Source organism: Rhizobacter sp. P2_H2, assembly GCF_056403375.1.
On the sequence record NZ_JBFUFP010001680.1, the window covers coordinates 1 to 745 of the forward strand.

General features: G+C 73.8%; 1 protein-coding gene. It reads right to left on the reverse strand.

Going from position 1 to position 745, the window contains the following annotated elements:
- On the reverse strand, positions 1-715 hold a 715-nt coding region (locus tag AC1D15_RS35575; protein ID WP_477829794.1), incomplete at its 3' end, for a hypothetical protein.
- Positions 716-745: the final 30 nt, after the last annotated feature.

Consider the following 745-nt stretch of genomic DNA (forward strand, 5'->3'; position numbering starts at 1 on the left):
GCGCATGCGCCAGCGCGCGCAGCTCGCGCGAGCCGACCGCCCGCTCGGGCGGCGCCTGCGCCGGTGCCTCCAGGTGGGTCGCGCGCTCGCGCGCCCAGCCGACCAGGCGCTCCAGCCCGCGCGCATGGCGGCGCATCAGCAGCCCGAACACGATGCCGCCGGTCAGCGAGATCGCGACGAACAGCACGACCAGCACGCCCACCACGTAGCGCACCGTGGTGTCGGCCGGACGCAGGCTGACGGTCGCGACCAGCAGGCCGTCGCCGCGCGGCAGCGGCACCCAGCTGCGCATGTGCGTGCCGTCGACCATCTGCCAGCCGGGATGCAGCGTCGCAGCGGGCACGGTGTCGAGCGGCAGGGCCGGCAGGTCGCCGTCGCTGCGCACGACGCGGGTCTCGCCCTGCATCGACAGCACGACGGCATTGACGTAGGTCGGCGCTTCGAGGTGGTTCTGCAGGCTTTGCCGCTGGGCCGCCGCCTCGAACTCGCTGCGCGGCAGGCCGCCGAGGTCGAGCGCCAGCCCGCGCAGGCGGCTCAGGCTGATGCCGCCGGCCACCTGGTGCATCGCCGATTCGACGTAGCCGAACGACACGACGCCCAGCGCGACGAGCACGACCGCGAGCGTCGCGGCGTGGATCACCAGCACCTGCGTCGCGAAGCCGCGCCGGCGAAACCAGTCGACGAACCGCGCCGCGGGTGGGCGGCGCGGTTGCACCTGAGTGTCCATGGTGGGTCAGATTAGAGT